The sequence below is a fragment of the Paenibacillus sp. MABNR03 genome, assembly GCF_050455445.1.
Lineage (GTDB): Bacteria > Bacillota > Bacilli > Paenibacillales > Paenibacillaceae > Paenibacillus > Paenibacillus xylanilyticus.
Genome location: NZ_JBCIYR010000001.1, coordinates 1,246,164 through 1,272,495 on the forward strand (window position 1 = coordinate 1,246,164; position 26,332 = coordinate 1,272,495).

19 protein-coding genes are annotated in these 26,332 nt (G+C 41.7%); 6 read left to right on the forward strand and 13 right to left on the reverse strand.

Translation table 11 applies throughout. The features are described from left to right. Window positions 1–74 precede the first annotated feature (74 nt). A complete protein-coding gene (locus AAIH57_RS05310) occupies window positions 75–1,781 on the reverse strand; it encodes an extracellular solute-binding protein (protein WP_430020816.1) in 1,707 nt (568 codons plus the stop codon). A 232-nt stretch (window positions 1,782–2,013) separates the two neighbouring features. Here AAIH57_RS05310 and AAIH57_RS05315 point away from each other — a divergent pair, with 232 nt between their 5' ends. Then, window positions 2,014–3,690, forward strand: coding sequence for a sensor histidine kinase (locus AAIH57_RS05315; RefSeq protein WP_430020817.1), 1,677 nt, complete (start codon window positions 2,014–2,016; stop codon window positions 3,688–3,690). Window positions 3,691–4,020: 330 nt separating this feature from the next. Here the strand turns inward: AAIH57_RS05315 and AAIH57_RS05320 are convergent, their stop codons facing one another. From AAIH57_RS05320 to AAIH57_RS05355, 8 genes are all read right to left on the reverse strand, one after another. Next, window positions 4,021–5,136, reverse strand: a complete 1,116-nt coding sequence (locus AAIH57_RS05320) for a pectin acetylesterase-family hydrolase (protein ID WP_430020818.1) — start codon at window positions 5,134–5,136, stop codon at window positions 4,021–4,023. A gap of 52 nt (window positions 5,137–5,188) precedes the next feature. Further along, window positions 5,189–7,675, reverse strand: a complete 2,487-nt coding sequence (locus tag AAIH57_RS05325; RefSeq protein ID WP_430020819.1) for a glycoside hydrolase family 3 protein — start codon at window positions 7,673–7,675, stop codon at window positions 5,189–5,191. Between the two features lie 483 nt (window positions 7,676–8,158). Continuing rightward, window positions 8,159–9,334 (reverse strand): pectin acetylesterase-family hydrolase, encoded by a 1,176-nt coding sequence (locus AAIH57_RS05330; RefSeq protein WP_430020821.1) that lies wholly within the window; start codon window positions 9,332–9,334, stop codon window positions 8,159–8,161. A gap of 815 nt (window positions 9,335–10,149) precedes the next feature. Continuing rightward, window positions 10,150–11,178: an alpha/beta hydrolase gene (locus tag AAIH57_RS05335; RefSeq protein WP_430020822.1), complete on the reverse strand. Its 1,029-nt coding sequence runs from the start codon at window positions 11,176–11,178 to the stop codon at window positions 10,150–10,152. 6 nt (window positions 11,179–11,184) lie between these two features. Then, window positions 11,185–13,689, reverse strand: coding sequence for a glycoside hydrolase family 3 protein (locus AAIH57_RS05340; RefSeq protein ID WP_430020823.1), 2,505 nt, complete (start codon window positions 13,687–13,689; stop codon window positions 11,185–11,187). A 312-nt stretch (window positions 13,690–14,001) separates the two neighbouring features. After that, window positions 14,002–15,057 (reverse strand): HAMP domain-containing sensor histidine kinase, encoded by a 1,056-nt coding sequence (locus AAIH57_RS05345; RefSeq protein ID WP_062329864.1) that lies wholly within the window; start codon window positions 15,055–15,057, stop codon window positions 14,002–14,004. Then, window positions 15,054–15,731: a response regulator transcription factor gene (locus tag AAIH57_RS05350; RefSeq protein ID WP_249913638.1), complete on the reverse strand. Its 678-nt coding sequence runs from the start codon at window positions 15,729–15,731 to the stop codon at window positions 15,054–15,056. The genes AAIH57_RS05345 and AAIH57_RS05350 overlap by 4 nt, the downstream gene beginning before the upstream one ends. A 782-nt stretch (window positions 15,732–16,513) precedes the next feature. Beyond that, complete coding sequence (locus AAIH57_RS05355) at window positions 16,514–17,482, reverse strand: aldo/keto reductase (protein ID WP_430020824.1); 969 nt, start codon at window positions 17,480–17,482, stop codon at window positions 16,514–16,516. Window positions 17,483–17,625: 143 nt separating this feature from the next. On the opposite strand from AAIH57_RS05355, the gene AAIH57_RS05360 reads away from it, so the two are divergent. From AAIH57_RS05360 to AAIH57_RS05375, 4 genes are all read left to right on the forward strand, one after another. Beyond that, on the forward strand, window positions 17,626–18,312 hold the full coding sequence (locus AAIH57_RS05360; protein WP_245683780.1) for a TetR/AcrR family transcriptional regulator: 687 nt from the start codon (window positions 17,626–17,628) through the stop codon (window positions 18,310–18,312). Between the two features lie 179 nt (window positions 18,313–18,491). Next, window positions 18,492–18,860, forward strand: a complete 369-nt coding sequence (locus AAIH57_RS05365; RefSeq protein WP_062329858.1) for a MerR family transcriptional regulator — start codon at window positions 18,492–18,494, stop codon at window positions 18,858–18,860. A gap of 70 nt (window positions 18,861–18,930) precedes the next feature. Next, window positions 18,931–19,785, forward strand: a complete 855-nt coding sequence (locus AAIH57_RS05370) for an oxidoreductase (protein WP_430020826.1) — start codon at window positions 18,931–18,933, stop codon at window positions 19,783–19,785. 427 nt (window positions 19,786–20,212) lie between these two features. After that, window positions 20,213–21,334 carry an alpha/beta hydrolase gene (locus tag AAIH57_RS05375; RefSeq protein WP_430020827.1) on the forward strand — a complete coding sequence of 374 codons (1,122 nt, stop codon included), beginning with the start codon at window positions 20,213–20,215 and terminating at the stop codon, window positions 21,332–21,334. Window positions 21,335–22,673: 1,339 nt separating this feature from the next. Here the strand turns inward: AAIH57_RS05375 and AAIH57_RS05380 are convergent. Together AAIH57_RS05380 and AAIH57_RS05385 are read right to left on the reverse strand one after the other, a co-directional pair. Further along, entirely contained in the window at window positions 22,674–22,877 is a 204-nt protein-coding gene (locus AAIH57_RS05380) for a hypothetical protein (RefSeq protein WP_310140507.1), read from the reverse strand. Window positions 22,878–22,952: 75 nt separating this feature from the next. Beyond that, window positions 22,953–23,030, reverse strand: a complete 78-nt coding sequence (locus tag AAIH57_RS05385) for a hypothetical protein (protein WP_244908241.1) — start codon at window positions 23,028–23,030, stop codon at window positions 22,953–22,955. Between the two features lie 330 nt (window positions 23,031–23,360). On the opposite strand from AAIH57_RS05385, the gene AAIH57_RS05390 reads away from it, so the two are divergent. Continuing rightward, window positions 23,361–23,900, forward strand: a complete 540-nt coding sequence (locus AAIH57_RS05390) for a cupin domain-containing protein (RefSeq protein ID WP_430020828.1) — start codon at window positions 23,361–23,363, stop codon at window positions 23,898–23,900. A gap of 1,026 nt (window positions 23,901–24,926) precedes the next feature. Here AAIH57_RS05390 and AAIH57_RS05395 read toward each other — a convergent pair. Both AAIH57_RS05395 and AAIH57_RS05400 read right to left on the reverse strand, forming a co-directional pair. Next, window positions 24,927–25,487 carry a pyruvate kinase gene (locus AAIH57_RS05395; RefSeq protein ID WP_430020829.1) on the reverse strand — a complete coding sequence of 187 codons (561 nt, stop codon included), beginning with the start codon at window positions 25,485–25,487 and terminating at the stop codon, window positions 24,927–24,929. Between the two features lie 402 nt (window positions 25,488–25,889). After that, window positions 25,890–26,315: an SMI1/KNR4 family protein gene (locus AAIH57_RS05400; protein ID WP_430020830.1), complete on the reverse strand. Its 426-nt coding sequence runs from the start codon at window positions 26,313–26,315 to the stop codon at window positions 25,890–25,892. Window positions 26,316–26,332: the final 17 nt, after the last annotated feature.

Below are 26,332 nucleotides of genomic sequence, written 5' to 3' on the forward strand. Positions count from 1 at the left end.
GTAAGGTCTGCCACTCAAAAAAAAGAGAGCTTAATGCAGTTACCTGCATCAAGCTCTCTTTTAATCATCATGATTTATTTGATAGAATCATACCATTCATTTACTTCTTTTGTAATGGTATCGCCGCCTGAGGATTTCCATTTCTCCACAAATTGATCAAACGTATTCACAGCAGCTTCACCGTAAATGATTTTCGTGAAAGCCTCCATCTGCATCTTCTGCAGCAGCTCATTTCGGGATGACATTGTGGAGGTCGTCGGACCCATATAATATTGCTTTACGTTCGCAGAAGCTTGCTTCTTACTGACCAGATATGCATCGTAGACCGTTTTTTGCAATGGATTGGAACCCTCACTCGTACCTGTACTGATCATCAGGGCGCGATCCTGTTCCGTAAGTTTTTCCTGATTGGCGATTTTATCAAACAGTTCTTTATTCTTAATTGGGTGTGCAAGCGCTGCTCCAAAGACATAAACACTCGTGTCAATCTTTCCACCTGGAATTTCCTTCTCATCCGTTAGAATTTTGCCGTCTTTGACGATATAATCATACCCTTCCTGGTACCCTTTGAAGTACAACGGGTCTTCTGACTCAAACACACCATACATTGAATTCATATAATGAAAGTAAGCCTGCAACGCTTCATCTGAAATATCCTTGTTAATTAACGTTGCACCGACGATATTCAAATTGGTGCGCATATTCTGACTGTTAGCGCCTACAGGAAGCGGATACGGTACATATAGTGCATTTGGGTTGCTCGCGAGCAGAAGTGAGCCGGGATATTGCATGAAAAATGAAGGGGCAGATACGATGCCTATCTTATCCGATGTGACCGCTTGCGCAATCGTATTAGTATCATGTAAGGCAACATCGCTGGCAATATATCCCTTGCTCTTCCACTCATTCAGCTTTACCAATCCCTGCTTGATACCAGGCTGAACGGACCCGTATTGGAGTTTACCGTCTTCTCCCGGATACCATCTTTCTGGTACGGATCCGAATAGCCCGAAGATCCAGGAGGCATCTCCAATGGCTGCTCCGCTCAACCTTTCCTTCATGGCAAAATCTAGGGCAAACGTGTCCTTGATTCCATTACCATTTGGGTCTTGGTTGACGAACGCATCCATAACTGTTTCCAGTTCTTCGATCGTAGTAGGGGCTCTCAAATTCAGCTTGTCCAGCCAATCTTGGCGAATCCATAACACCGATTGTGCTTGACCAAAATCTTCATCGGCTGAAGGAATTGCCATTTTCTTGCCGTCACGGATGAACGGTAGCCACGCATCTTCTTTTGCAGCAACCGCCTCTTTATAGACGGGCGATGCGTATTTCTCAAACACATCTTCTACGTCCATAAACTTGCCTGACTCAATTAAAAGATTAATAGAATTGGGATCTCCCAAATTGACGATATCCGGCATTTCTTCTCCCGAGGAGAGCATGAGCTTCAACTTCGTGGTAAACGAGCCGTCCGTAGCACCGCCCGTCCACAAGGTTTTAATCTTTACCCCAAGCGAATTATCAACCCAGCGAGTAAACACATTGTCTGAAATCGATTCTCCGTCTCTAAACTTAACGGCCGGATTATCTAACCTAATCGTCGTAAACGTCGCGGTCGGTTCAATTTTCCCGTTCACAATATTCAGCTCTTTGGTTTCTTTGTTGACCTTGTCATTCTCGCTGCTGCTCTGATTATTGGTATTGCTGCAACCGAGCACTCCCAATGTCAGCATTGCAGCGGCAAGTGCTACGGTCAGCACTCTGTTTTTCATGTTCATACAGAACCCCCTGATGATGTTATTGAATACGTCTTTAATTATAGAAAAATGCTTCCTGCTGTTAAATAACGTATTCCGAACATTCCATATCTCATTCTAAACAGATCTAATATAGTAATATAAACATAGATATCGCATTCTAAAGTTTTATTTAGTTTTCAAACGATACGCATTGCCAGTCATAGCACGAATTCTTATAATGGGGTTACCTCTTTATAAAGGATTTGTTGTCATGTTAAAGCAATACCGGACCTTTCTCAGCGCGGTAATTATTATTTTATTATCAACAATAGTAGTCTTGATGATGTATTCGTATACCGTGGAGACCAGTTTAGATACAGTGAAAAAGGATATTCAAACGAACAACCTGAACCGACTTCGTATCTTGGTTAACTCTTTAGATTTCAATGTTGAACAGCTTAACATGTTGTCTGTTGCTCTAAATGCGGAATCTAAAATGGGATTACTGAAATCTGTGGACATGATGGATAATTACGAACAGGACCAGCTTATACTGGATCTCTCGGAAAAAATAAAGCTGCAGAGCTTTACACAAGGTTGGAATGTCCAAATTGACATTTATTCAACTCTGCTGAATAAATGGGTAGGTTCATCCCAAAACGAGACATCCCCTTCAGCTGACTTGGCAGATGGGCAATGGGTATTGGAAGGGCAACAAAAGTTATTTTCCATGTACAGGAAATATGATCAGTATACGGTTCGGGTAACTTTTCCGAAAGCTAATCTGGAAAATATGCTGGACTCAGCCAAGATAGAAAATAATGATCCCTTCTTCTATTACTTTGATTCCGTCATCATTGCAAACCGTTCCTATCAGAATAGCCTGGTCCAGGAACTGGTTTCCAAAATATCTCCAATGATGATGGATAAAAGCGAAGGAACCGAGTTAATAACAATCGGCAATAAGGATTATATGGTCAGTTTTTTGAAAGCGCAGACATTAGGATGGTATATGGTGGATTATGTACCTCTGGACAAAGCACTTCAACCCATTGTAAGGACTCAATTCTTCTTTTACATCACCTGTGTTCTGTTATTTTTGTCCGGAGTAATAACCCTGATATTTTTCTATCGAAAAGTGCAAGTCCCGATTCTTACATTGTTGAAAGGTGTCCGTCATCTTCAAAAGGGCGACTTCTCGCACCGGATCAGCAGAACGTCCAATACTGAGTTTGCTATTCTGTATCACAATTTTAATAATATGGCACAGCAAATCGAGGATTTGATTGAAAATGTATACAAAGAAAAAATCATTTCAAGAGAAGCATTGGTTAAACAACTGCAGGCGCAGATTAACCCGCATTTTTTGTACAATTGCCTGTTCTTTATCAACAATATGAACCGAATGGGAAATGACGAAGCTGTGAATGCCATGACTCAGAATCTGGCTGAATATTTCCGATATACAACGCGGATCAACGATCCGCTAACCACACTTGAGAAAGAAATTGGTGTTGTCCGTAATTATCTTAACATCCAGAGTTTGCGTATCAACCGCCTGCATACGCAAATTAATATTCAAGAATCCATGATGTCCCTGCTTGTTCCTAAGCTGCTTATTCAACCGTTGGTCGAGAATAGCGTAATCCACGGAATTGAGAAAAAGCAAAGTGCCGGGCTCATACACATATCAGGAACTGATGAAGGAGATCGGTTCTCTCTGGTAGTAGAAGACGACGGGAAAGGCATGAATCCGGAAGAGATTCGGAGCCTGCTGCATCGCATTGAACAACCACTGGATGATACGATGGGCTGTGCGTTATGGAACATACGGCAACGGATGCTTATTCAGCTTGGCTCCAAAGCGAGTTTAAATATCACCCAGAGTAAACACGGCGGAATTCGCATGGAGCTGGTCTGGGATAAAAGCAGTGAACTGGAAGAATAAAGTTCTCATTTCATCTAGGACTTTAAAGAAATTATTGTTTTGAACAAGCTTAGGACAGCTATATAATTGATACTTAACAAAATGAAACAAAGTTATCAACTTATTTTAACTATAAACGAAGTTCCCGGAAGCCGGTTAGACTTTTTTTGGCTTCACTAATCTTTTTCAAAGTACCTATTGAGAAATAACAGAGGAAAGGCAGGAGACGATCTGGTTGTTTGACGATCCAGATCGTCTCCTGCCTTTCTATCTTCCAATCTCATGCTGTAAAACATTGCTCACTGGGGAATCTCTTTAACACTGTCCAACAGCTTGATAGAGTTTCGGTCCTTAAGATTCCTCCCTGTTTAAAAGTTCCAGACCCGCATCGTAAACGGTCCCATTCACACCACTCCACATCCAGTCCCGAAGACTGACACCATGTATGTCAGAAAGAGGAAAATTGAAGTCTAGAATCCTCGTATGCTGAGTACCTGGAACTTCCGGCGCCATCCCCGCTGCGGGACTGTCGGTCAGGAAGAGGCCAATACCTGGGAGCTCTGCCTTCAGAACATCGATCATCCCCTTGAGATCCTTCTCAAATTGCAGACACTGCTCCCGAGTCAGCTCTAGTGTACCGTAATCAATAAAGTGTTGATACTGGGACAGCATTGCATCCCGAATGGAGCAAGTATAAAGATACTTTATATTATTGCCCTTCTCGGCGTAGAGGTTGCGCATCCAGTCAAGACAGATATCGAAGCTATGCAAGGATTTCCATATCCGTTCCTCCGCCTGCCAAATATTCCGAGCGACTGACTGCCATTGATCGTAGAGAAGTAACGAACTGTCCGGACAGCAAGTCACATCATGGCAATCTGGAAAATAACTCATTACATCCGAAGCCAATGCCGAAGCACCGAAGGCACCTGCACTCGCGCCAGTAATCAACAGCTTCGCCGGAGGGGATAGGTGCTTGACTGCCTGATCCATTAACCCCCGGTAGTTGCGGTAACCATGATGGTGAAGTACAGCAGGAGATCCGTCAGGTGATGCATAATGGTAATCTCCATTCCCTACATGAAAATCACCCGTAGAGTAGCTCACAAAGATATGGCTCCAATTTCGAAATGGATTATCCGGTTCATCATTAAATATACCGATGCCCAAGATCAGATCGTTGATAAGCATGGTATCTTCAGAAGAGTAAAACGTTTCCCCTGTTATACCTAAGCGGTTAGGCCTAGCCGCAGTATATTCATTAATGGATACCCCTCCGCCAGAAAAGCAGACAATGAGGTTCGGTTCAGTACCTTTACGCAGGTAGCCCCAGTAAGGTGAGCCTCCTGCGCAAACTGCACCAGGAACCGGAATTCTATACCATTGTCCTTCCTCTGGTTCTCCCTCTAAATCCTCGACTTGACGTTCTTTGGCTAACTTAATCCATTCTTCTTGACTTTTTGTCATGATACCCACACTCCTGAGAATTGTTAAAGGAACACACATACCGGCAGACCTGTCATGCCTCTTGATACTTGAGGACGACCTTGATCAGATCAACCAGGTTCTTTTGCACCCGTGCCCGTGGCAAATCCCCGGACCTCAGCGCTGCTTCAATTGGCGTAACCAGTGTATCATCGGGATTCCCAGGTGCCAGCCAGCTTACCCCGGCGGCGAGTGGAGCTGACATTCCTTCATCACCATAGCCGTTCCAGTCTGTCATGACATAGCCCGTGAAGCCAAGCTCCTCCCGCAGGATGCCGCGGAGCAGCTCCTCATCATTTGAACAGTAAGCACCATTTGCCGCGTTGTAGCCGGTCATCACCGTATCCGGCTTATTTACTTCAAAAGCGGTTTCAAATGCTGCCAGATACAACTCCCGTGCAGTGCGTTCGCTCATAATGCTGTGGTTGGTGTTGCGCATGGTCTCGGCGTTGTTAGCAAAAAAATGTTTCATGCAGCTGGAGACACCGGACTCTTCGAAGCCACGGCTTTCCTGGCCAGCCATACGACCAGCGAGGAACGGATCTTCACTGAAATACTCCGTATGCCGTCCGCAAAGTGGATTCCGCTGCAGATTGAGAGCCGGAGCCAGCAGACAGTGCAGGTTCATGTCTTTGGCTTCACGGGCAATGGCTGTACCCTCGGCATAGGATAGCTCCTCGTTGAAGCTGGCGCATACCGTAGTGGAGACGGGGAAGCCAATGTTGACCTCAAACATGTTGAGCCCATTGTTTCCGTCGGCAAAGAAATAGTCCGGAATCTCATATTTATCCAAGGCCTTTTCATTAAAAAGAGTTCCCGCATACCCGTTATCCTCGATGCCCCATCCAGTCTGTCCGCCTACACTCATCCGGGCTAACTCATAGTCGGTCATCTGGGCCACGAACTGTTCCACCAGCGCAGGATTCTTCGCCAGATCCGGAAAGCGGATTAGACGGTCTGTGGTATGCTCAAGGGGGACATCATCGTTGCCAACAGCGGTACGGCTGTTTTTGAAAGGAAGCTTTCCCTCGCACTCCTCCGCAGTATAAGCTTTGGTCATTTCACCTTGAGGATACGTCCCGGCAAGGTCCTTGGCGGACAGCTCCTTGACCAGGAATGGAGGTGCCACCCTATTCTTTACCTGAGCTACAACGATCTTGTCGGCAACGTCCACGGACCAGACCTTTTTCGCCCTATTGGGCGCACCTCCAAGAAGGAAGCTAATTCTACCCGGTTCGATGATCCACGCTCCCTCAGCTTCGCTGTAGGATTTCAGCCGTTTCTCGCAGACCTCCAGGGGGAGAATCTGAGCCTCACCGGGGAGCAATTCCTTAGTCTTGGCGAAAGCCACCAGACGCTTGTCCGGTTGCTCCAGTTCTCCGCCGTCAAAGTGAGCATAGAGCAAAACGACTTCCTTGCCCGCTCTGGTTCCGGTATTTCTGACTTCAACGTCCATCTGCGTACTACATACATCCGTTTTGACGACTGACTTCAGCTCGGTATCAAAGGTCGTATAACTAAGACCATGACCAAACAGGTAGGCTGCAGGTTTTTGGAAGGTATCGAAGTAGCGGTACCCGACATACAGCCCTTCTTCATATACTGTGGTTGCGTATTGAAATGGGGCTTTTCCGGATTTATTGGCGATTTGATCCTTGGTCAGAAAGTTAGGAGCACTTGGATAATCGTCATAGTCGTAGGCCCAGGTGTTGGGCAGCTTGCCGGAGGGATTGACGGTGCCTTCAAGAATTTCGGCCAGGGCGCGACCACCGGCCATGCCCGAAAGTCCAGTCAGCAGGACGGCGTCCACACCGTATTCCTCAATCCATGTAGTTTCAATGGGATGGGCAACATTCAGAATAGCAACCGTTTTATCAAAGGCAGTTGTGACTCTCTGAATCAGCCCCTGTTCTTCATCGGTCAAGTAATATCCGCCCTTGTCCTTTGGAGCGTCATGGGCTTCACTGCTGCCGCGGGTGATAAATACAACAGCGGTGCCGCTGCGGTCCTTGGCGCGTGCAACCACATCCTCCGGCGGAAAGACATTCTTCTCTTCGGTATAAAATCCATACAGCTCCTGGTTAAGCTCTAGAGATGAGTACTTCTCAATGCCCTCCTTAACCCGGATGCCATAACGGGGATTAATTTTACCAGCACCCAGACAGCCCAGACGGAAGACCACGGCGGCAGCGCCAAAGACGTTCACACAGCTTCCGGATGACAGGGGAAGAGTATTATTATTCTTCAGCAAAACAGCGCCTTCACGGGCAGCCTGCAGCACGATGGCGTCGTGCTCCGGATATTTGACCCCGGGCTCGATGCGGGGCAGAGTCTTCAGCTTGAAGGAGAATTCCGGAATCTCCATACCATCGGTGTCATAGGCGCCGGCATAGCGGACCTCATATTCCTTGTTGTATTCCAACAGGTATTTCCGGACAATGATACCGACCAGCTGACCGAACATCGCCGTAGGCTTTTCGATTAGTGGGGCTTCCGTGGCCTTGCTATCGATATAGACCATGCCGGGCTGCTGAGGATCGATGTGCTTGGAAGATTTAATACAGAAACAGCCAGAATAGACTAAGGAGATCATAGACTCCCGGCGATCCATTTCGTCAAGATTGTACACAGGCTTTTGGAGAAAAGACATAGCTGCCTGGTTGTCGTCATGCAATCCAGCAAGTAACTCAAATGTTCCGTCGTTTGGCATAAAGTTCCCTCATTTCTTAGTCATGGAGCATCCGACTTTCGCCGGATTATAATTTAAAAGTGCATCATAAGTGCTCTCCTGTGCGCTTTTCAACTTAATTATAGGTCCACTTAATTAGTCGATGATATAAAGGAATATAAACATACATATCGCATTTCAAGTTCGGCAGCATGATTGAGTCACTCATTTGCCCTGGCCAATACTCTAGAAGCAATTGAACTAACAATAAAGCAACACCGTAAAAATGCAGCACCTGTTGTATGTTAACAGAGTGCTGCATAACGAAATATCAAACTAATATTTTTTGTCTAATAGATTTAACCCATAACTTTTCACATTACCATTTACAGCGTCATCCATCCATTCAGCAATACTTTTATCATCTGTTAATTTTTTAAATACTTGAGACCCAACTGATATGGTATGTTGAGTTAAATGTGTATCTTTCTCAATCGCTCCTTCAAAAATAAATACTCCAACACCTGGTATTTTTTCTTGAAGATCATTAACCATTTCTTTTAAATCACTTTGAAACTCATCTCCTCTTTCCCTAGATGCTGCATAAGTTCCATTAGTTATATAGCCTTGATATTTAGAAAGCAATGAGTCTCTTACAGAACAGTCAAATAAAATTTTGACTCTTTCATTATAATTTTCTTTTAAAGCAACTAAGCTATCTAGTGTTATATTGTCCGTTGTTAATCTATCAGATATTTCTTGTGGAGCATGCCATATATTCTCAGCAGTCTCATGCCATTTGTCATATAAAAGAAGTGAACTATCTACGGCAACTGTAATATTTTCAGTGTTTGGAAAATGACCAATGATGTCATCAGCAAGAAGTGCTGTGCCAAATCCACCAGCAGAAGAACCTGTAATTACTAAAGCTTCCGGATCATTATCGATGTACTTCAATGCCTCATCGAGCATTTTGGTATAGTTAATATAGCCATAATGATATTTTACATCTTCTGTACCGTCTTCTTTTACATATTCATAGGCTCCAGCTCCAGCATGAAAGTCTCCTGTTGAATAGGGTAGTGTAATTACAGTCCAATCTTTAAATGGATTTTTACTTTGAGTTCCACTAATTCCCCTTTTGGCTAAGTTATCACCGCCTAAGTTAGCTACATTATAAAAGCCATCTTTAATACCTTTTATATTTGGTCTTTCTTCTGTGTAATCATCTATACTAACTCCGCCACCATAGAACTTAATTAAGACTTTATTTTCTTTTCCGATTTTAATATTGCCGTGCCACTGTTCACCCAAAGCGGACAATGCTCCTTTTGGATAAATGTTATACCATTTTCCAACCTTCGGATTATCCATTATTTCTGGAAATTCAGCCGTTATATAATGTTTGAGGGCAATGAATCCACTAACGCCTATTGCAATAATTACCAGCAAAAGTGTACCTGCTATTTTCAGTCCTCTATGTTTTTTCTTTTTTGTATTCCTAACTGTCATAATTGCCTCCTTGACTTTCTGGTGCAAGTAAAAATCTACTTCTCCAGTTTAAAATAAATATAAAAGTACCTGCATATGGTGGTTTAAACTTACCCCTTCCTCTTTTCCTTGCAAGTAGACTCTATATACTGCAATGGCTCTAGCGTAGCAGTATAAAATAAACTGAAGATCAACTGATAAGTTTATTTCAGCAATAAAAGCATTGATCCTTTTAACTGCGGAAGAAAGGCAAAACTACTTTGACATTAGCATTAGGGAATTTGAGCGTTTTTTCTTGTTTTCCATCAACGTGCTTACAAACACATGTGGGAAAGAGATTACCGGGAATCTGAATTAGTATAGTGGTTTACAGTGGTATTGAAATGAGGGGATTCAGTTTAATATTTAGGAAGGCATTGGTATGAATAAATAAACGAACTAACACCCCTAGTGTCGATACAAACACGCGCTAGTCTGTTCTAAGCATTTAACTGTATGAAACAAAGAATTCAGAAAATTTCGAACAAAGCGAGTTTGGTCTATTAAGTCAGCATTTCAGATCATATATTTTGAGAAGAAGCCCAAGGAGCCACTTCTTGTCTATCAATGAGCAAAACCCTGAGGCCAAATCAAAGCCAACCAACATGCTTGTTTATCCTTGATATGTCCTCACGGCCTAGTTATCTCGTCCTTAAACAACCGCTGTATAATAGTTTTCCTGGAGTTCCTTGCCATTTCTCGCTTAGTACACTGGAGATCGCCAACATACCATCCATGATGGAGAACATATAAAGATACCGGACCGTGAGACCCAAACGTTTCTTATTTACTGCTGATCACCTTATGTTAGAGAACTGCCTTAATGAAGCATCAATCCGCTCAATGGCGCTTTCCGGCTGGCCGATCATTGTCATTAGATCCCGAAGCTTGATCATCTTAAAAAATGGGGTCATACTCAACCCTTTTCCCGTTTTCTGCGCCACAATCGCGCTTATAACCGCAATGACCTCTGCAAGTAACTGCTGCACCGCCTCCGGCTGCTTACGCAAATGAGCCATGGTGCAGTCTGCAGACAACATTGTATCCCAGTCTCCGTTGACCCTACTGGAATAAGCAGGGGAACTGAAGCCCTCCGATTGCAGCGTGCCGAACACTTCTGCCAGCCACTCGATGCTGTCCTGTACCCAATGGGAAACACGGCTGCAGTTTTTATTGGGATTGAGATAGCTTTCGCCGGTGCTAAATCCATGCATACCATAAGCATAGATGTGAGACTCAAACATGATGCCGTTAGCAAGCAGCGCCTTCTCAAAGTCCACCGTGTCTTGAACAGACACGATATTGTCATCTCGGGTAGCAAACAAGAAAACCGGACAAGTATCTTTGTCGACATCATTAATCGGCGAAGGCATACCTGGTTGGCACATATCGGCCGTTTCCTGCGACAAAGCTGCATAGCCAAGGATCGCCGCATTAGGTCTGTGTTTTCCTTTAGTAGCTGCACAAGCGGCCAGATGTCCACCGGCCGAAAACCCGAGAACCGCAATTTTGTCCGTCTGCACATGCCATTCATCCGCCCTGTTCAGGATTAGATCCATGGCCTGCTCGTAATCATTCAGTGGATTAGGCCAATCTTTGTGCTCCCCTGTTGAATAACGGAGAATGAAGGCCTGAAACCCAGCCTTCAGATAAGGAGCAGCGACAACCTCTGCTTCCCGGTCGGAGCAGAAGCTGTATCCGCCGCCTGGCAGAATCAGAATGGCGGGGCGCTTCTCCAGCTTGCCGAATTCACCGCCCACGTTTTGTATCCAAGCCGAAAACTTCACATTTCTTGTTTCATTTAAAATTATTTCATGTGTCTTCATATGTTCTCAGACTCCCTTTTCTATAATAATAGATGGTCGTGTCTTGACCCCCGCCAGTCTAAGTACTATATGGATAATACGTGCGGCACTGCCCTGGACTTCATCCCGCGTCAATGTGACAGCTTTGTTGGTACCGGCAAGGGCCGTCAGCACATCCGTGTGATCCGCTTCGCCGCCGGGCATCATCACATCGTTGCCAGCTTTAATGCTCTTTGCTGCCGTGGCATAAGGATACTTTTTTATCCCATGCTGAACACCGTTAACGACCCAGTCTGACATGACTATGCCGTCAAAGCCCCATTCCTTGCGCAAAATACCGGTGATAATGTCCCTACGCTCTGAGGTGTGCACCCCGTTAAGCAGATTGTAGGAGGTCATCAAGGCGTAGGGCTGCGATTCTTCAATACAGATTTTGAACCCGCGCAGATAAATGTCCCGTAGGGCTCGCTCGCTGACGACACTGTTGGAGCGGAAACGGTTGGTTTCCTGATTGTTAGCTACGTAATGCTTGATAGTTACGCCACACCCGGGATGACTCTGCACACCACGCGTAATGGCTGCGGCCACTCTGCCGCTGATGAGCGGATCTTCGGAGAAGTATTCATAATTCCGGCCGCACAGCGGGCTACGATGAATATTAAATGCAGGGGCAAGCCACAGATGCACACCGAATCGCTCCATCTCATCACCTACGATATCGCCGCAAGCCCGGCAGAAATCCAGATTCCAGCTTTGAGCCAGAGCCGTGCCGATTGGCAGTGCGGTACAATACTGGTCAAAAATCCTGCCGCTGCGCTCCACTCCTCCCGATTTCTGAAATCCAAGAGCCGCCATCACCGTATCATCCATAAAGTCAACAAGCGTCGGTGGAATGGATTCTCCCACGGCGTAAACACCCAACTCATCAATACCGTACTGGCGGCTGAGCCGCAGACCGGCTGGTCCGTCTGACATGACCAAAGAAGGAATGCCCTTTTCTTTTAGCCGCGTAGTGGTCTCACCGGCCGCGCCGGCCACCGTGAAGGCTGCGTTGCCGATAACGCTGCCGCTTTCATTGCCGGAGCGGTAATTCCCTATACAGAGCCAGGCCAATTCACTGTCTGACAGACCTTCGACCATATTCCTTACAGCAGAGTCGATTTCTGGTACCGCAGGATTCACCCCTGCAACAAAGTTATCGGCACTAAGAATCAATACCGGAGCATTGGCTCTTTTATCGGATTCCCCGGCATAAGTCCATTGCTGAGCTTCCGGCTTCCAGTCCTCGAAATCCGGCGTGCCGCCTGCGTGGGATAGCTGCCGCGTAATTACCTCCTGGTTCATGCGAACGATGCCGCAAATCTGGGTGTCCCGGCTGCTACTGCCCACACGCAGCAGATAATCTCCTGCTTCCAGCACATCAACCGTACGCTCTGTTTCGTAAGAAGTGAGTTCTTCCATTGCAAAGCTCAGCATTATTTGTTGTCCCTGTCCTGCGTCTAACTCTTCGGTCTTGGCAAATGCTGCGAGCGTCTGGAATGGTTGATCCAGCTTCCCGGAGGGAACCGAGACGTACAACTGAACAACTTCCTTGCCAGAAGTAGAGCCCACGTTTTTCACAGTTACGTTTACGTTGACACGGCTACCATCCAGTGAGGCAACAGACTCAACAATACTGAATTTCGTATAGCTAAGCCCGAAACCGAAGGGGAACAGCGGAGTTTGGGATACACTGTCAAAATACCGGTAACCGACATAGACTCCTTCTCGATAGCGGGTGTCGTCCTCAAGGCCGAAGTCTCCGATTGGAGAATAATCTTCCCAGGCGGCCCAAGTGGTCGTCAGCTTGCCGGAAGGACAGTTTTTGCCAAGAAGCACGTCAGCTAATGCATCGCCGGTGACCACACCAAGTTGGGATAAAATTAGGATATTCGGTACTTCTATTACCGGGGTAAGGTCAACCACACCGCCAACATTCAGGACCAGCATGAATTGTTTGTAGGTATTGGCAATTGCCCTAATGTCGCGGATTTCGGTTTCTGTCAGCAACACGTCACCGCCTACGACATTACGGTCAGATCCTTCTCCCGAATTACGAGAAAGCACGTAGATCGCAGTATCGCCCGCTTCTTCAATCGGCAGTTCATATTCCGGTTCAGGCATCACGGCGCCCATTCCCAGCATGATCGCTGGAACGCCGGTGGCTTGAGCTTTGAACTTGATGCCAGCGACAAACTCCTGATGAGCCAGCTCCTGCACACGATCGTAACGATCCATCCAGTCCTTGGTGGTGATGTTAAACCCAGCTTTCTCCAAACCTTGCTCCACTGTGACATAGAACCGAGAGTTTACGTCACCTGAGCCGGTACCGCCTTTGATCGTCTGGCGCGAGCCACTGCCGTAGAGAGCGATTTCGCCGTTTTTGCTAAGTGGGAAATCGCCATTTGCCTTCAACAGAACCATACATTCTGATGCATGACGTCGCAAGGTCTCAATATGCTCCAATTCATAGGGATATAACTCCAATAACATCGTTCTCCTTTATTTGGTGATCTGTTTAACTTTGTCACTATATAGAGCTAATTTAGGCTGAAGCACACCACTCAATGATCAGGAATCATTTATGGCGGCTACACTCTTTATTATAGGTGAGCGCATTTTGACGAATATATAGAGGAATTCAATCATATGTATCGCATTCTTAATGTGACTTAAGTGATTGGCTCAACCCAGTAGCCTATTACGAATATGAGGAGAATACAGCTGGAAATGCTCAAATGCAAAAAAACAGCTGACGCCGGAATTGTCCGGTTACCAGCTGTTTTTACGTTAAATACATCCAGTTTATCTATAGAAGACTACGCTAAATTTACTGCCTCTTCCCTGCTCGCTTTGTACGATAATATCGCCATTGCACAGTTCTATTATACGTTTTACAAGAGGAAGTCCAAGCCCGTATCCTTTTTTAGCATGAGAAGAATCGCCCTGAAAGAACTTATCAAAAAGATGAGCTTGCGTATGTTCATCCATGCCAATCCCGTGATCCTGGATACTAAAATGAATCTCTTCATTAAAGATGGCAAGGGTAATTTCAATCAAACCATCTGTATGGGAAAATTTAATGGCATTATCCAAAAGATTGATCCAAATCTGCTGGATCACTTCTTCATTTCCACTGTAAACGACTTTGTCTAATTGCAAATTAATGGTTATATCCTTAGCTGACCACTTAGGTTCCATTAATATGATGGTTCTTCTGATCTGTTCATCTAATCTAAACGGATTTTTATCCATTAGAATTTCAAGATTCTCATATTTCGCCAAAGTAAGCACATTGGTGGAGAGCGTAGCTAAACGCTCAGATTCCTTGATGATAATATCAAGATATTCTTGCCTTTCTTCCTCAGATAAAGGATTCTCTTTTAGAATTTTGGCAAAACCACGAACCGAAACAATAGGCGTTTTAAATTCATGGGAAAAGTTATTGATGAAATCACTTCTTAGCGTCTCAATACTCGCAAGTTCTTTCGTCATTTTATTAAAGCTTTCTGACAATTCTTCTAATTCTCCAATTCCTTTCAAATTCACCTTTACGCTAAAGTCGCCATCTGCAACCCTATGGATGGAGTCAATGACCTTGCGTATAGGATTCAATGCTTTTTTGCTGAGAAATGCAGTAAGTGAAGTTCCTATCAATACGCATAGGCCGAAAAGGAAAAGAATTGAAAACAGACGTTCACCTAATCCTTGGCTCGGAGAAGGAGCAAGCGAAATAATATCCAGATTTTGCAGGAGAATGCTAAAGCCGATTAACAGTAGCAGTGTAGCCACCAACACACCGAAAACAAACATGACCAACGTGATCGTAAGACTTATTCGTTTGCGAAAAAATTCTTTCATTTGGTTTGGAGCACCGCCTTATAACCGAGTCCTCTAACCGCGATAATCTCAAACTCTTTCCATTCTCGAAAACGGTTACGCAAGCGATTGATATGGACTGTTAGTGTGTGGTCATCTGTTTCCGATTCCATACCCCAAATTTCATCCATAAGCTGCAAACGGGTGAATATCATGTTTGGATATGAAAGTAATTTAAATAACAGGTAAAATTCTTTTGCTGGAAGGATGTTAACTTCTTCTTCGCGTGTTACTGCCAGCGTATCATAGTCGAGTACAACGTTCCCGATGGTTAGCTTGTGTTCACTGGCAATCCGCGCTCTGCGAAGGAGGGCTTTAATCCGGAGAACCAGTTCCTCTTCATCTACCGGTTTTGTCATATAGTCATCGGTACCAGCAAGAAATCCCTGCCTTTTATCTTTCGGTTCCTGTTTGGCTGTAACCATCAATATCGGGAGGTGTTCCGATAATACCCGAAGTTGCCGTGTCAATTCGTAACCGTCCATCTTCGGCATCATTAAATCAAGTACCACTAAATCTATATGTTGCCTCTCAATGATCTCAAGCGCTTTTATCCCGTCTTCGGCCCAGTATGTTTTGAATCCTCTCGTTTGTAAGACCACACACATTAACTTTCTGGTACTTTCGTCATCCTCTACCACTAATATATTTAACATATAAATATCTCCTTCAATTACTAATAAGTTATCTCATTTTATCGTTAAAAGGTAAATTGAACATAAACAATATCGTTTAAATCAATTGATTTTCAGTTTATTTTGTAAAGGTACATTAGAGCCATTGTAGCATTTACTGACAAGAAAACAGGAGGAAGCAAATGAAAAAATCAAATGATTTAAATCCTACCAGAAAAAAGCACAAGATACTGAACATATAGGGGAACGCTCTTTATCGCTAACGTTAATATAGCAGCTTGTTTCTTATATGTACGTACACATCCATTATTGGCTTCATTCAAGATGCTTAATACAACGAGCAACCGATTAATTCCTATGAACCTTTTAATCCACCTTGAAGAAGAATAAAAATCAATAGCATACTCAATGTGTATTACACAAGTATGCTGAGGAATATCCTAATATAGATAGCTAAATTAAAAAGACCGACGATCGTTCCCTTTCATGGTGGGGGTTATTTTGCAGTAGGCAAGACAATGAAAACCCAATGGCAGTAAAAGATGATGCCAATATGCTATTCGATAGTTGTGGAAAATGGATGCGATCTGATTAAACTCAGTTATATTTAGTGCCTGAGTATAAGTTTCCGGTGCCTTATCATTCAAATGAATCAAGCCATTGTTATTATGGGTAGAAATTAAATAACCGTTCCCAGATTAACTGGGAAACGGCTAAATGTTGTTCATTCATTTTATTTAACTTGGATAGCAAAACTCTATTTAAAGTTCATTATGTTCTCGTCTAATACGAAATTTCAAATATTAAAGATTAATACCTTTCATACTATCCACATCGTATCTTCCCCCTTGAACGGCTGATTCAGGGCTAACAGCTTCAATTCGTGCCAAGTCATCTGATGTCAACGTGATATCCGCAGCACCGGCATTCTCCTCTAAATAATGGACACGTCTTGTACCCGGAATAGGCAGTGCACCTTTAGCGATTGACCAAGCCAATGCCAGCTGTGAAGGAGTACACCCTTTTTCCTTAGCAATTGTTATAATCTCATCTACAATGTCAACATTCTTCTGAAAATTATCTGGTTGAAACCTCGGTAAATATCTACGAACATCGTCGGCAGCGAGATCCTCAAATTTACGTAAGTCTCCTGAAAAAAATCCACGACTTAAAGGGCTGTAAGCAACAAACGTAATACCTAGTTCATTGACAACTGGCAGAATTTCGTTCTCTACTTCTCTGCTCCATAAAGAGTATTCCGTCTGTAGAGCAGAAATAGGATGGACTGAATGAGCACGTCTTATCGTTTGTGCTGATGCTTCGGATAACCCGAGAGAACGAACTTTCCCTTCCTTAACTAACTCTGCCATAGCTCCAACTGTTTCTTCGATTGGAACATTCGGATCCACGCGATGTTGATAGTAGAGATCAATATAATCGAGATCAAGTCTTTGCAGACTATCCTCTACCGCTTTTCTTACATAGTCGGGATGCCCATTCACTCCTTGAAAATTAGGGCCAATTGCGAACTTGGTAGCAACAACCGCTTGATCTCGACGACCTTTCAGTGCTCTTCCGAGCAATTCCTCATTGTGCCCATTTCCATATACATCCGCAGTGTCTAACAATGTAACACCCAGATCCAATGCTCTTTCAATCGTTTTGATTGATTGATCATCATTACTCTGACCATATACTCCGGACATACCCATAAGACCTAAACCTATGGAAGAAACTGTAATATCACTATTGCCTAATTTTCTTGTTTTCAATGCACTCTCTCCTTTGTGTGTGGAATCGAGATAAGCATATCACCATCAAACAAACTTTACAACTTTTATATTTAGTGTTAACTAAGTAACGTTTATAAAATGTTTATTTTCAGTTATACTATTCAAATAAGGGGGTGACTAATTTGAAGGATGAGCAAAAAAAAATGCAGAAGTTTCTTCAAACCCAGGAAAAATTACTTTTCAGATTATTACCATTTATACGAAAGAGTGGATTTCATTCTTTGAGTATGGATGAGATAGCAAAGATCATGAATATTAGTAGAGTTACTTTATATAAGTATTTCTCAACAAAAGAAGAGATTATTCAGATCGTTACCAATACCATTATTGATTACTTTAAAGAGGTGGTCATTGGGGAACCACCAGAAGAAGAAAGTTTATATGCTGTGCGCTTTCAGCAGCTATTTGAACAATCTGTTTCGTTAACGATGTTTGTTACTGAGGAGTATAAACATGATCTTTTTAGTGTTTATCCAGAAATTTACGAACAATTGTTAGTCGTCACACAAGAAAGGGAAAAACAATTGCTCACCTTTTATCAAGAAGGTATGAGAAATAGTGTATTCAATGAATTAAATGGACAAGTACTAATTCTGCAGGATCAATTATTAAATACGATGTTAGATACTAAATATCTGTTAATGAATGGTTTGACTATCGAACAAGTACTTTATGATTTTTACAAATTAAAAAAGGTACAGTTATTTAAACCCGAAAAGCTCGATTTGGTGGATGATAATCTCATCGTTCCTCATATCGAATATTTAACCCAAAAAATTTCAAAAACTTTATTTGACACTAGACAATAGTCCCATTTTGTGAAACATTAGGATATTAAGTCTACGCTGTCTTTCATAAAGCATCACGCTTCCAAATACTCCTTTCTTCTGAAGAGGGAGTATTTCTTCTTATTAGACTTTTTTTCTTTAACGGGATTTTTGGTGAGCTAAATATAAAGGGAACTCTAAAAACGAAAGGATATTCAATCATGTATAGTATCAGCGAGATCGAAAGAATTACTGGCCTTCGGCCTTCTACTCTTCGCTATTATGAACAGGAAGGTATATTGCCTCATGTAAAGAGAGGTACTTCAGGTAGGAGAGAATATTCGGATGAGGTACTCGAATGGCTTGAGTTGGTCATTGCTCTGAAAGACACTGGAATGTCGATCGATGATATCAAGGCTTACACAGAGTTGATTCGGCAAGGTGATGTATCGCTGGATGCCAGAAAGTATTTCTTGTTGGAGCACAAGGCCAAGGTCGAACGGTCTGTAGCACAGACGCAATTCCATTTGGAAAAGATCATTCGCAAGATCGCGATCTACGATGTATTAATGTTTAAAAAGATGAAATAGAAGCTTTGTAAAAAAAGTATTGACTTCAAGTTAACTTTAACATTTAAAGTATGGTTATCAACTTGAAGGAGTGATTTTATTGTCTCAACAAGATAAGGTTTGGTTTATTACTGGATGCTCAACAGGGTTTGGACGTCAGATCGCTGAACAAGCGATTCGTGCTGGATATAAAGTGGTCGTAACTGCTCGTAATGTGGAGCAGATCACAGATATTACTGAAGGTCATGAAGAAAGTACGCTCATGCTCCCGTTGGATGTGACCAGTCCAGATCAGATCCGTACGGCTATTGATCAAACGATTGAAAAGTTTAATCGTATTGATGTCTTAGTGAACAATGCGGGCATCGGATATTTCAGTTCAGTAGAAGAAAGTATTGAAGAGGAGACTCGCCGCATGTTCGAAATCAACTTTTGGGGGCTGATGCATGTAACAAATGCCGTACTTCCTCACATGCGCAATCAAAAAAGCGGACATATTATCAACTTCTCTTCCATCGGTGGTCTGACTTCATTCCCTACGCTTGGATATTATCACGCTACAAAATATGCAGTCGAAGGGATTTCGGAGAGCCTTGCGCAAGAACTTGCTCCTTTTAATATTCATGTGTCTTTGATTGAGCCAAGTGGCTTCCGCACAGATTGGGGCGGTCGCTCTTCTGCGAAGACCGAGACAACTATACCTGAATACAAAGAATCCATTGTGGGTCAAATGTTGCAAGGGATTCAACTTGGGGCAGGTCATGAAGCCGGCGATCCTGTTAAATTAGCTGAGGCACTCATTAAAATTGTTGAAATTCCCGCGCCCCCTCTCCGTTTGCTCCTTGGGCAACAAGCTTATCAAGCAGCCAAACACAAATTTACTACCTTGCTTGAAAGCATGGAAGAATGGAAAGAAACAACACTTGATGCGGATTACCAAGATTAAAAGTTCTATAATTTAATGAGCGTTTCATACTGTGAAAACGGAAATCGGAAAACGTTTTTTGTCCTTCGTTTGGGAGAAGAACGTGTTTCGATAAAATAAAAAATCCCCTTAAAATGGGGCTTCTATGAATGCGAACCTCATAATACAAGAAAACCATCGGTGAAAACTGATGGTTTTTTTAGCATTTTTTTTGATTTGTATTGTTTCTGAAAAACCAATAATGTTTATCATGTGAAAGCCCCCACAGTTGTCTTTTCTGATGAGATCGTAAACTGAGAGATAAAAACAACTCTAGTTGATCTTGAGTTTATTTTATACAGCTATACTTAAGTCATGCAAAACATGAGGAACGTTTCTGGTCAAGTGCATCGTGATTCTAGTAGCTGAATATGCGTCAAAACTAACAAGATTTACAGGAGGAATTAACATGAAAAATCCAATTGATAGCGTGTCAAATGAAATGAACAGAAAGATGATTAAACCTAAGAAAAGAAAAAGGAAAAATTTATTTAAGATTATGGGTATAACTCTACTTACTATAGTTGTACTATTTGGATCCTTGTTTCTGTATGTTAGTTATAATCCAGGAATTATAGTTGGCGGCATACAGAAATTATGGTATGGAAATTCTCCAATTAATTCCTTTGAACCATTGCAGGAACCTATTGAAACAACTAAAGAAAATGGAGTGTATTATGTAAGTGATTTGAAATATGCTGATGTATATCCCAATAGTTTTCTTGATATATCTTATCCAAATGAGGATAAGACCATAGATCGACCAACCCTTATTTATTTCCACGGCGGAGGATATTTTGCAGGTTCAAAATCAATGGGAGATCCATTGGCAGCGAACAATGATTCTAATTATCTATATGATAAGCTTGTATTAGAAGGATATAATTTGGTGAATGTAGATTATGCACTAGTTCCAGATCACCATTTTCCTGTGCCAGTCATTCAAATGAATCAGGCAATCAATTATCTAGTCGACCATGCTGAAGAATTTGGACTCAATATGCATAATGTTGTCATCATGGGAGGTTCTGCTGGGGCAATTATGACAGCACAGTATGGTGCCATCCTATCTAATTCTGACTACGCGAAAACTTTTAACTTCGCAGAATCTCCTAAATTAACTACAGATGATGTTAAAGCGCTTGTTGTTGATGATGCACCGCTTGATATTCCTTCTTTTGATAATTTTTCAATTAAAGTACTCATAGGAAATTATTTAGATGATTCTGTGTTCTTTAATAATAAAGAGATAGCCAATCAGTATAATGCAATTAACTATATTAACAGCGATTATCCAGCGACATTTCTTACGGCAGGGACTGATGATGGTTTTCCTAAGGATATGCAGCACATGTCTGATAAACTGACAGAAGCTGGCGTTGATAATCTGTACTTTTATCCAGACATTAATAAATACGGAAAAACAAAACATGGTTATATGTCAAACTTGAAGAACGATCCTGAGGCTGCTAAAGATAGCTATGAAGCAATGGTGGAATTTATAAACAAATACACCAATAATAAAAAGTGAGGGTTGGAAAATGATTAAAGATCAAATCTAGTATAATAATTTGACTTGATGAATAAAATTAATAAAAAACTTAAAGTCCAGCACAATTATTGCTGGACTTTGTTATTAATAGGCGTAATTGGTATTATGAATGTTTGTATCCATAAAAAATGATTTCATAAGACTAACCAATTAACTGGCAGACTTACTGTTAGTGAATTAGTTTTATTAAACATTCTTATATACTGAGTGAGTATCCCAACTTGAATGGACTTCGCAATAATAAGACTAAGAATGACTATTCCAACGATTAGCAAGCAAACTTTCAGGATTTTCAACATACACTCCTCCCCTACAGAGTTAGCACCTTAATTCAAATCAGCTAACATCTTCAACAGATAACAAAGAAGAATTCAAGAAATCCTTTTGAATGGAATAACATCAATACGGCGTATCACTATTCATTACGTGACGCTTTATCCGAACCTAATGTCAACTGTTCGCCACGTTCCCTTTAACCACTGCATCGGTTCAACAGATACATATTACCTCATAAAGATAAACTAAAAATAAACGAATTGAAATCTTTGGAAGAGCACGTTTTGCTGATATAATTCAGACTTTCAGCCTCACGTACATGAGGATTGCCCTTTGTATGTAGTTACCTCTTAATTTCTTTTGTTCTCTAGGATGGTAGGGAACTTTATGTCACTAAAAATTGACACAAAGTTCCCTACCAATAATCAAAAACTCCTTGTTTTATAAGGGGTTTCTTGGTTGTTAACTTTATGTCGTTCTACATCGGAGGACAAGAACATATACCGTTAAAGGATTTCCACTCCTCAATTTATCTGGGTCCAGGTTAAACAAATAAACAATTAATCTTTTCGGTTTCACGGATTCAAAAATTTGATTTTATAACAAGTATCTAGACTGTTTTTTTGAATATCTTGGTTATTTGATTTTCAGCTGGGTCAAGAACATGTACCGATTGCCGTTTACTTTCCCATTTCCATTCATAATTTATCTGGTCCGGGTTAAACACAAAAAACCGCCAATCTTTTCACTTGATGTCGCTCCAAACCTCTGGAAAACAGAAATTGACCTATATCCCTTTTAAACTTTGTATGTTAAGAGCAATAAAATTCATAAAAAAAGCCCACCACTAAGCTGGTTGGCTCGTTTACTCAAATACTATAAGTAGTTTTGTTTCATTTTTTTGCTTGCCACATAATAACCTACTTCTAGGCCATTCCTCTCGGCGTATTCCGCACCAACGAAGTTTATGCAAGTGACTGACACTGTTTACTGAGGAACTCCAAGAAAGGATTGATTGCAAGTCACGTTGCAAGAGCCTCTTTTAAGTAAACCTTTGATGATAGATAAGAGAGCGGCGTTTATTTAAGAGTGTCTTGACGCGTTCTTCAGGCGAAGAAGCAATAAAAGCAACGAATTCATTCTGGACCTGGCCAAAATTCTCATCCATCATTCTGCGAGTTATGGATTCCAATTGAGGATGTTTCATGTCCATGTCCATTTCCTTATCCAGATCGCCCACCACCATAACCGAATCTTCTACGCTTACAAAAGTGTAATCGGAAGACTTATCTGGTTTATGATGATTGACGATCGCGATGGCTTACTCTTCGGTATAAAAATTAGACGTGGTCTCTCTGCTATCCTCATCAATCAAATACTGCCTTACACAGCCTTTCAAGATGAAATAGCAAGCTGTAAGGTTATCTCCTTGAGTAAATAGAACGGTTCCTTTTGATACTCCTCCAAACGGATTTCGTTCACTATGGCTTGCTGATCTTTCTTACTAAGAGAAGTCCATCTTGACAGGTATTTGTACAGGATATCTTTCATTGTCTCTCGTCTTCACCACCTTCTCCGCTTTTGCTTTCCATGTCCATTTTCTTACGCCTAGAGCCTTATATAAACGTTCCACGTCATAGGCTCCTGCCCATTTTTGCAAATGTTGTATATCTATATATAGGCAGCTGCATAGAGTGTGAGTAAACACTTCACCAAAAGGAGAATGAGTATGTACCATAGATTATTTCATCAAAATCAGTGGCATAATCCGATGCCTAACATCCCGAATAACAACGGACAGGGGCTCAGCCCTCCGTATCGCCATGGAAATGTGAACCTTAGTCACCCTGGTGGAAATATAGAATTGAGAGATTATGGACAACAACCACTTGTAATCAATATTGATCAAGCCGCAAAGTATAATCAAAATTATCGTTCGTCTCTATGGACAGGAAAGCATTTTCAAGTGACTCTGATGAGTATCCGTGTTGGCGAAGATATCGGTCTGGAAGTCCATCCGACAACCGATCAATTCATACGGATTGAAGAAGGTCAGGGACTTGTGCAAATGGGAGACGAGAAAGACAAATTGAATTTTCAAACGATGGCCTGTGAGGACTATGCCGTTATGGTGCCTGCTGGAAAATGGCACAATATCACCAACACAGGCAGTATACCTCTTAAAGTGTACGTGATCTATGCGCCGCCTGAGCATCCTTACGGGACAGTTCATGAAACGAAAGCCATTGCCATGTCTTCTGAAAGTTAGTTGATCGTATTCTAATGCAATACAAATTATAATACAAAGCCTGATTTCTTTTCATTCGTCGTGGAGAAAAATCAGGCTTATACTATGTGAAATTAAATCATTGCAGATCAATACACTCAGTAACGTTATGACTCCGTTGCATTCGTAACGGTCTTCACGAATCTTAGCAAGGCTATTGTCCTGAGCATGTGTACTTGTACCTTGAGATAGTTCATGAACTACATACATTATAAGTTGGTCGGCTGTTTTTTTATATTATTGAGCTATCGGTTCCCGTTAGTTTAATGATTTAATAACGATTAGATAAACGCCTAATCGACAATGAGAACATGTTCTTGTCTAATTCGGTAATCGGTACAAGTTCTTGTCCTCAGTAGCTAGTTCTAGTGCCAATATTTCACTTTTTTTAATACATATCCGTTTATTTTTATTTTTATCGAGCTGTTTATTCCATAAAAAATTGAAAACTGTGCTACAGTACGCTGAGATTTAAATCACATCGTTTTCTATTTTGATGCTCATCTAATCGGCAATCGGACTATGTTCTTGTCCTCAACCAATAGTTCCATTACCGATATTTCGTAATTTTAACACTTGTGTTTACCTTATAAGCGTATCAGTTGTCCCATAACAATTTGAATATTTTCATGTATTAAGGTGCTTAATGAGGTTTTAAGTACATATGGTCATTGTTTAGAGATATATCTAATCGGAAATAGGAACATGTTCTTGTCCCTCTCGGCAATCGGTAGAAGTTCTTGTCCTCAACTGACAGTTTCAGTCTGATATTTCGCTTTATTAATGTCTAGCTGATCGTGTTTAACCTCTCAGCGTGTCAGTTTTCCTTAAACAATTTAAACATTGTTATGTATCATGGTACTTAATGAAGTTTGAAGTGCATGTGGTTAATGTTTAGATATACACCTAATCGGCAATCGGACTATGTTCTTGTCCATTCCGGTAATCGGTACAAGTTCTTGTCCCGAGCAAAGGACAAGAACTTGTACCGATAAAATAAAAAAGCCGCTAAATTAGCGACTTCAATGGGAATATGTTCTTGTCCCTCGACAATAAATACTTTTCATCACCATTTTGCATCCCAAAGTAACGTAATCGGTAACCCTCCTGGAAACGAGCCGCCAACTTGTTAATGAACAAGTCATCCTCAAACTGAATGTGCCCCGTCAAATAGAGTGTAATTAAGTACTCTTCGAACGGAAGATTTCCTAAATACATTTCCTCTTCCTCTATCTTTCCTCGAAGCACATCGATTTCAAGAACCAACATGTGAGAAAAGCCTTGCAACGTTGAATTAATGATCCAAGCAAATTCGAAAGGTTCGTGTATCTCCTCGTCGTTGTTGAGCTTTAAAATTTTCTGGATACCTCTCTCATCTTTAAAAACATACGCAGCAAGAGCTTGATCAAAGCCTGCTTCAGGATCAAACCTTAAACTAGAAAAAACATTGAGATCTACTTGTTCAGCATAATAGGCTTCAGTTAGCCGGTTATGAATTTGTTCTAATGTAAAAGGATTGGGTATCTCTAAGGTCAGATATTTTTCGTATAGTCGCTGTATATCAATCATTTATTATCTCCTCATTATTGGCATGGATAAGAGGGCAAGTTTATTGAAGCGTTAATCTATTCTGACCATCCAGTATAATACGTACGAGATAGATTATCATCAGTCTTAAATTAACCGGAGTATTTATTCAATGTAATCGGATAATGACAATTCTCTATAACTTTGTTGATAAACCCTCTTCGCTGAGCAGCCAGTAAAGTTTCATACATATTTTTACGTCGAACCGGGTTACGCAACTTATTTCCATTTACATCTTCACCTAAGTCGTGCTCTAGGGTGGAATGTTAACCTAATATGTATGGCTTCATCATAGCTAGGATCCACCATGAAACCTTCTGGACAGTCTCTGGGGTCATCTACATAAAGATTGACCCGCTTTGCCATAATTCAAAGTTAGCTCAGTTAATTAAATTGTTGCATGAACTCTGTAAAGTCTGAGGCGATATAAATATCATGAGGATCGGCAGAACGTATAGTTTCTACATAAATAATACTGGGATGAGGCAAGTTGCTGAAATAAAAGCAAAAGAGGTTACCCTCCTCATCTATAGCAAAAGGAAAATGATTAAGAGGAAGACTGTTCTTTTGCTCATTATATACATCTAATATATCAAGATCATCAAATGCGATGAAGGTTAAGAAGGAAGAAAACATAACTTTCTTTCCATTGATATTCAACGTCCGTTGTACAGGCTCTGCACCGTGATATTTTTGAATAAACTTAATGTATTCTGAAGGAAACTGTATACCCCATTTTTCTTCTACTAGCCTTACTGCACGCATATCAACAGAAGAATACTCCGTGCTCCAGGTATTATTATCGACCATATGCTCTACTCCCTACT